Origin of the sequence: Spongiibacter pelagi, from assembly GCF_014705705.1 — a bacterium.
In the GTDB taxonomy this organism is placed as follows: Bacteria; Pseudomonadota; Gammaproteobacteria; order Pseudomonadales; family Spongiibacteraceae; genus Spongiibacter; species Spongiibacter pelagi.
The window spans coordinates 1-7,266 of record NZ_JACXLD010000023.1; the positions used below are offsets into that span (position 1 = coordinate 1).

Here is a 7,266-nt window from a genome sequence, read left to right on the forward strand (position 1 = left end):
CGATGCCCAGCACCCGCCCCATGATCTCGGGCCGGCTGGCAAACAGGAAACGCAGCTGAAACGGGAAACTCAACACCCACTGACGCATGGGTTGTTCAGGCAGTACTTCATCAACCAGCAAGGCGGCACTTTCGGCCATCCGCCGCGCCCCACAGCTCGGGCAGAAACCGCGACGCTTACAGCTGAAAGCGACCAGGTGCTCGGCGTGGCAAGACTCGCAGCGAACCCGTAGAAAGCCATGCTCCAGCCGCCCGCATTGGAGAAATTCTTCAAATTCCCGTTGCACATAGCCCGGCAATTCCTTTCCCTGCTCTGCCATAAGCGCAGCGAATGCCGGGTAATACTCGTCAACGATCTGATAGAGAAGGGTTTGCTCGGGTCGGTGGCTCTGGTAACGACCAGTATCCCGATCCCGGCTGGCCGTCCTGGCCGCCACATGAGGCATGTTCCGCGTCCTTGCAATACTGTGTTTACATACAGTCTATCGCTTAGCGGAAAGTTCTTTTACCCTCAGCCGAAATGCCTGCCGTTGCTAGACATTGCCAGCCAGTGCCCGTCACTCCCACTCGATTATCAATAAGCCATTTTTATCTTTTGTATTCAACGACTTATTTTCCCGCTAATCGGTAATACCATGAAAAATACCATGCTCAGAAATTTCTTAAAAATAAATCCTTTTTTTGAAAACGGGTCAATTCAAAGGCCGCGAGCCAACCAGCCTTGACCAAAATCCTACCAGCACTATAGAAATGCTCCATCCCTATTGAATATCAACAGCCTAATACTGACGTTCACAATTTTACAGTTCTCTCGACACGAGCCTTCGATGCTAACCACGCATCGCAATATTCCCTGCATCACCTGTTCTGGGAAATCTGATCGTAAAGCGCGTGACGCCGCGTTCGGAGATCACCGCGATGTTTCCTTCATGGGCCTCGACTATGGACTTGACGATAGCCAGCCCCAAGCCAGCACCTTCGCTTTGGCGTTGCCGGGAAGGATCGACCCGGTAAAACCGGTCGAAAATCCTGAGCAAATGCTCGGCTGGAATTTCTGGCCCCGGATTCTGTACGCTGAGTAACGCCCTACCCTCGCCCGATGAATCCAGACGGATCAGCACACTTCTTCCCACTGGTGTGTGGCGTATTGCATTGGACAGCAGATTGGACAATGCGCGACGCAGCATAGCGCGGTCACCTTGTATAATCGGTGCCTTTCCTTCCAACACCAATTGGATGTGCTTTTCCTCCGCCAGGGCCTCGAAAAAATCGAACAGCTCGCGCACTTCCCGAGCCAGATCCAGCGGTTCCCAGACAGGCTTGAGCAGGCCGTGTTCGCTCTGGGCCAGCCAGAGCATGTCGTTGACCATTTTGGTCAGGCGCTCCTGTTCTTCAAGATTCGAGTAGAGCAGTTCGCGATATTCTTCCAGGCTTCTGGACTTACCCAAACCCACCTGGGTCTGGGTGATCAGGTTGGTCAAAGGCGTGCGCAATTCATGGGCAATATCGGCGGAGAAATAGGATAGTCGAACGAAGCTGTCTTCCAAGCGGCCAATCATATGATTAAAGGAACAGACAAGGTTTTGCAGTTCCCGGGGAACGGTGTTAGGGTCTAGACGCACATGAAGGCGATCCGCCTGAATATCACTCATTGTCGCACTCAGCTCGCGCAAGGGCGCGTGCCCCTGGTGCACGCCATACCAGGCCGCCAAGAGAGTCACCGCGCCTGCCAGCACCATAATCATCCACAAACTGCGCCGAAAATTTTCCAGAAAGTGGATATGGAAATCCATATCGATAGCAGCAACGATGCGATAATTCTGGTCTTCAATGCGGGTATGCGTGATAGTGCCACGGTAGGTTTTGCCATCAGTTTGCCAGGTATAAAGATTGTCTACCTGAATACGGCTCACAGGAGAATAGGTGTTTTCTTGTGGCGAAGGTCCACCCTCCTCAGGACCATAGACCAAACGTCCCGCATCATCCCACACTTGAAAGTAGACACCATGGTGACCAGAAACAGCTCGCGCAAGGGCGCCCTCCGGTGCCGAGTCCTGATCTTTCGCCGATTGTAGAGCGTCTTCAACAGCACGAGTAATCACCACCAACTCGTCGGCATCCTGTTCAGCAAAATGGCGCTCTACTTCATTCAGCACGAGATAACCGATCATCAGTAAACTGAAACCGATAGCCATCGCGACAAACAGCATCACCCGGCTGTTGAGTGACAGTGGTCGTCTCCGGACGAGGCTAACCTTCGTCATGGTCGTCTTCAACCTCCAGCTTGTAACCCATGCCACGCACGGTGTGAATCAGCTTGGGCTCAAAATCGTCATCGATTTTTGCTCTTAGGCGCCGTATGGCCACATCAATCACATTGGTGTCGGAATCGAAGTTCATGTCCCATACCTGGGAGGCGATCAAGGAGCGCGGTAATACTTCACCCTGCCGCCGGACCAACAGTTCCAGCAGGCAAAACTCCTTGTGGCTGAGATTGATCCTGCGACCGGCGCGCGTGGCCCGGTGCCGCGGCAAATCCAGGGTGAGGTCGGCGACCCTGATCTGATCCGTCATCACCGGCACCGCACTGCGGCGCAACAGAGTGCGCACCCGGGCCAGCAGTTCGGCAAAAGCGAAGGGCTTGACCAGGTAATCATCAGCCCCCAATTCAAGGCCTTTAACGCGGTCATCCACGCTGTCGCGGGCGGTTAGGAACAGCACTGGCGTCTGACGGCCAGCCTCGCGCAACGACTGCACGATCCGCCAGCCGTCGACGTCCGGCAGCATGACGTCCAGCACCAGTAAATCAAAAGTTTCGGTCATCGCCAAATGATGGCCGTCGAGGCCATTGCGCGCGAGCGTGACCATAAAGCCTGCCTCGGTCAGCCCCTGCTGTAAATAATCGCCGGTCTTGATTTCGTCTTCGACCACCAATAGCCGCATCGCTTCACCGCTCCTACTATCAATATATGCCGGGTTTCCTTCAAGACTATCTGCCTCTTCCCAACAGAAACATGACCATAGGATTACATATATGTAATCCTATGGTCATGTTTAAGACAGGAGCCTACTACTATCATCATCAGAAGGACACCTCAAGCGCTGTTCATTCAGTCATATCAGTCATATAAAGGAGGGAACACCGATGTCAGGCACCAAGACAGCTGAACTGTACCGGATGGTGATGGAGGATCATCTCTGTCCCTATGGCTTAAAATCGAAACATTTATTAGAGACCCAAGGGTTCCAGGTAGAAGATCATCACCTTAAAAATCACGAGGAAACCGAAGCTTTTAAGCACAAGCATAATGTTGAAACCACTCCTCAGACCTTTCTGGGAGGTGACCGAATCGGTGGGTACGACGACCTACTTGTGTATTTTAGGAAAGAACCAAAAGACAAAAATGAACAAACTTACTGGCCCGTTATTGCTCTGTTTTCTATGACCTTTCTGATGGCCACGGGTTCGGCTTCGGTTGTTGAAGGGCAATGGCTGTCTTTACGCACTTTCGAGTGGTTCATCGCTTTTTCAATGTGTGGTCTTGCCTATTTGAAAATACGTGATGTCGAAAGCTTTTCGACCATGTTTCTTAACTATGATCTTCTTGCCCAAAAATGGGTGCCTTACGGGTACGTGTATCCCTATGGTGAAGGCCTGGCAGGCTTGCTAATGATAGCCGGAGTATTGCCTTTTGTATCGATACCAATTGCCTTTTTCATAGGGATTGTCGGTGCCGTCTCGGTATTTAAAGCCGTGTACATTGACAAAAGAGAGCTCAAGTGCGCCTGTGTAGGTGGCGAGAGTAACGTCCCCTTGGGATTTATATCGCTCACTGAAAACCTCATGATGCTTGGCATGGCAATATGGATGCTACTCAAGGCAAGTGTTATGGGGTAGCCGCAAGCTTTTTTCATACCCTGCTCCCCAGAGCCATTCATCAACCCTAAATCGGCAACTCGAATCATCACACCTAGCGACAATTTTGCAGGATTACAAGGTTGTCATCCAGGAGTCATGCGGGTGACAGGCTCGGCTCGCTAGTATGCGGAGTCAGAACGTGGAACAACCATCACTTATCCCAAAAGAGATTGACTCATGACCCATGGTTTCCCCCGACCCAAACAGCCCTGGCAGCTTAGTCGCCGCCGCTTCGTGCAGGGCCTGGCAGCCGGTGGCGTGCTGGCCGCCACACCGTCCTGGTTGCAGGCCGCCGCAAAAGGCGCGACCGCGCTGGACTCAGCGCCAGTGCTCAGCGGCCGTGAAATCGATTTGGTGATTGCCGAAACACCCGTCAACTTCACTGGCGTCACGCGTATGGCGACCACTATCAACGGCTCCATCCCGGCACCGACGCTACGGTTGCGTGAAGGCGATGACGTCACCATCCGCGTCACTAACCGCTTGCCGGTCGCCACCTCCATTCACTGGCACGGCATACTGCTGCCCTATCAAATGGATGGTGTACCGGGAATCAGCTACCCAGGTATTTCACCGGGGGAAACCTTTGTTTACCGCTTTACGCTACGGCAGAGCGGCACCTACTGGTACCACAGCCACTCCGGCTTTCAAGAAATGACGGGCATGTACGGCGCCCTGATCATTGAACCACGGGCAGGCGAAAGACACCGCGCCGATCAGGATTACGTGGTACAGCTTTCCGACTGGACCGACGAAGACCCGATGCGCGCCTTCAGCAAGCTGAAAGTGCAAAGCGATGTCTATAACTTCAATCAGCCCACCTTTTTCGATTTCACAGCCGATGTCTCCAAGCTGGGCTTGCAGGCGGCACTGGAAAAACGCCAGATGTGGAACCAGATGCGGATGAACCCGACCGATCTGGCGGACCTGTCGGCGGCCACCCTCACCTTCCTGATGAATGGCACCACCCCGGCGGGCAATTGGAGCGGCTTGTTCCAGCGCGGTGATCGCGTACGGCTGCGGTTTATCAATGCCGCCAGCAACAGCTTTTATGATGTTCGCATTCCCGGTTTGAAGTTAACGGTGATCCAGGCCGATGGCCAGGATGTCGAGCCGGTCACTGTGGATGAATTCCGCTTTGGCCCCGGCGAAACCTACGATGTCATGGTCGAGCCCCAGGACGACGCTTATACGATCTTCGCCCAGAGCATGGAACGCAGCGGCTATGCCCGCGGCACTCTGGCCGTGCAACAGGGCTTGATCGCACCGGTGCCAGAGCCCGATCCCCCCGAGTGGTTAACCATGAAGGATATGATGGGAGCAATGGGTGGTGGCGCCATGGGCCACGACATGATGAAAATGGACTCCATGGGCCAAACCAAGATGGATCATTCCCAAATGTCCGGCGGTATGGCCATGGACCACAGTATGCACGGCATGCAGCAGGGTTCTGAGAACCCGCTTGCCAAACCTTCATCTACCATACGCCACGCCCGAACCGAATACGGGGCTTCGGTTGACCAACGGGTGGATACGCCAAGTACCAATCTCGACGACCCCGGTATTGGCCTGCGTAACTTAAGCCAGCGTGGGCTGCGCCCACAGGGCCACCGCGTGCTGACGCTGGCCGACCTGAAATCCATCGATGGTGTGCTGGATGACCGCCGCCCGCCCGCAAGAGAGCTGGAACTACACCTTACCGGCAATATGGAACGCTATAGCTGGTCCTTCGACGGACTGGAGTTCGGCAAAAGCACACCGGTCTCCCTGCGCCACAATGAGCGCGTTAGAATCATTCTACAAAACGACACCATGATGACCCACCCCATGCACTTACATGGTATGTGGAGCGAACTGGAAACTGACCAGGGTGAATTGCGAGTGCGCCGCCATACCATTCCCGTGCAACCAGCGCAGCGCATCAGCTACCTGACCACACCCCATGATCTGGGCCGCTGGGCCTGGCATTGTCATTTGCTGTTCCATATGGATGCGGGCATGTTCCGCGAGGTGGTGGTGTCATGAGACTTAATACGGTGAAATATCTCACAACACTGGTTGTTATTGTCGGTGCCCTTCAAGTAAATACGGCCCTGGCGCAAATGGATCACGGCCCTGAACATCAAGACATGGGACAAATGCAGGGCGGCAGCGCTCCGGCCGATGCCCGCGATCCCCACGCTTATTCCGACGGTTACACCTTGACCGAAGGCCCCTATGCACAGCCGGGGCCACGGCAACTGAAACTGGCGGACGAGCACGCCTTCTGGTCCGTTCTGGGCGATCGCCTGGAGTATCAGGAAGACAGCGATAGCACGGTTTACGATATACAGGCCTGGTATGGCACCACCTACAACCGCTTTGTCATCAAAGCGGAGGGTGATATCGCAGACGGCACGCTGGAAGAAAGTTCTACCGAGCTGTTGTGGGGCCATGCGCTCAACGCCTATTTCGACACCCAATTCGGCGTTCGACTTGACCAATATGACGAAGGTAAGGATCGCCAGTGGCTGGCAATTGGTATGCAAGGCCTGGCGCCCTACTGGTTTGAGCTGGATGTGACTGCCTATGTTGGCGACGACGGTCGGACCGCACTCTCTGCCGAGGCCGAGTACGAGTTGCTGCTGACACAGCGGCTCATTTTACAGCCCCGCGCGGAACTGAATCTGTATGGCAAGGATGATCTTGATAATAGATTGGGGTCGGGCCTCTCGGATCTCGCCTTGGGCTTGCGCCTGCGTTACGAATTCAGCCGTCAATTTTCTCCCTACATCGGTGTGGAATGGACAGACACCTATGGCGACACAGCCGATTACCGCCGCGCGGCAGGCCAAGATACGTCAGGCACCCAATTCGTCGCGGGACTGCGATTCTGGTTTTAACAATCACCAAGTTGATATAGAAACTTTTTAAACACCTATGAGGAACACCTTTATGAATATGAAAACACTAGCCACTATCATCGTGTTCTCCACACTGGGCATCGCTTTATCTGCACAGGCCCATGATCCTAAAGAGCATATGAAAGACGCTGAAAAGCCGGATTGTGCAGCCATGAAAAATATGGATCACAGCAAGATGGATATGAATGATCCTGTGATGCAAGCCATGATGAAACAATGCATGAATGACACGCATAATAACGACTCTGAAAAGGATCAAGCGCAGGCTGATCATCAGGACAACGAAAAAAGCTCAGGCGAGCAACATTCAGAACACCAACACTGGGGTCCTAGGGATTTTGCCCCCAAATACTGCAAAAACCGCTGAAGTCCCCGTATTTACTGGCCTCCAAGCCACTATTAATTTTAATTTAGCTCAAGTTTCAGTATCTTCTTCGGCCTTTGG

At 53.7% G+C, this 7,266-nt stretch carries 7 protein-coding genes; 4 read left to right on the plus strand and 3 right to left on the minus strand.

What is annotated here, in order from left to right; genetic code table 11:
- The 3 genes from IB286_RS14970 to IB286_RS14980 all read right to left on the minus strand — a co-directional run.
- On the minus strand, positions 1–445 hold a 445-nt coding region (locus IB286_RS14970; RefSeq protein ID WP_190766944.1), incomplete at its 3' end, for a transposase zinc-binding domain-containing protein.
- A gap of 384 nt (positions 446–829) precedes the next feature.
- The gene (locus tag IB286_RS14975) at positions 830–2,263 is read right to left on the minus strand and encodes a Cu(+)/Ag(+) sensor histidine kinase (protein ID WP_190766946.1); all 1,434 of its coding nucleotides are present in this window, start codon (positions 2,261–2,263) and stop codon (positions 830–832) included.
- A complete protein-coding gene (locus IB286_RS14980; protein WP_008250617.1) occupies positions 2,250–2,942 on the minus strand; it encodes a heavy metal response regulator transcription factor in 693 nt (230 codons plus the stop codon). The genes IB286_RS14975 and IB286_RS14980 overlap by 14 nt, the downstream gene beginning before the upstream one ends.
- Before the next feature lie 202 nt (positions 2,943–3,144).
- Between IB286_RS14980 and IB286_RS14985 the strand changes: the two genes are divergently transcribed.
- The 4 genes from IB286_RS14985 (at position 3,145) to IB286_RS15000 (ending at position 7,188) form a co-directional block, all read left to right on the plus strand.
- Complete coding sequence (locus IB286_RS14985) at positions 3,145–3,897, plus strand: MauE/DoxX family redox-associated membrane protein (protein WP_008250619.1); 753 nt, start codon at positions 3,145–3,147, stop codon at positions 3,895–3,897.
- 198 nt (positions 3,898–4,095) lie between these two features.
- Positions 4,096–5,943, plus strand: a complete 1,848-nt coding sequence (locus IB286_RS14990; protein WP_008250621.1) for a copper resistance system multicopper oxidase — start codon at positions 4,096–4,098, stop codon at positions 5,941–5,943.
- A complete protein-coding gene (locus IB286_RS14995) occupies positions 5,940–6,800 on the plus strand; it encodes a copper resistance protein B (protein WP_008250623.1) in 861 nt (286 codons plus the stop codon). The genes IB286_RS14990 and IB286_RS14995 overlap by 4 nt, the downstream gene beginning before the upstream one ends.
- A 52-nt stretch (positions 6,801–6,852) precedes the next feature.
- Entirely contained in the window at positions 6,853–7,188 is a 336-nt protein-coding gene (locus IB286_RS15000) for a hypothetical protein (RefSeq protein WP_008250624.1), read from the plus strand.
- Positions 7,189–7,266 lie beyond the last annotated feature (78 nt).

Bases quoted from the DNA above. Each gene is read 5' to 3' on its own strand.
- IB286_RS14990 (WP_008250621.1), top strand. From the start codon at position 4,096: ATGACCCATGGTTTCCCCCGACCCAAACAGCCCTGGCAGCTTAGTCGC.
- IB286_RS14995 (WP_008250623.1), top strand. From the start codon at position 5,940: ATGAGACTTAATACGGTGAAATATCTCACAACACTGGTTGTTATTGTC.
- IB286_RS15000 (WP_008250624.1), top strand. From the start codon at position 6,853: ATGAATATGAAAACACTAGCCACTATCATCGTGTTCTCCACACTGGGC.
- IB286_RS14980 (WP_008250617.1), bottom strand. From the start codon at position 2,942: ATGCGGCTATTGGTGGTCGAAGACGAAATCAAGACCGGCGATTATTTA.
- IB286_RS14985 (WP_008250619.1), top strand. From the start codon at position 3,145: ATGTCAGGCACCAAGACAGCTGAACTGTACCGGATGGTGATGGAGGAT.
- IB286_RS14975 (WP_190766946.1), bottom strand. From the start codon at position 2,263: ATGACGAAGGTTAGCCTCGTCCGGAGACGACCACTGTCACTCAACAGC.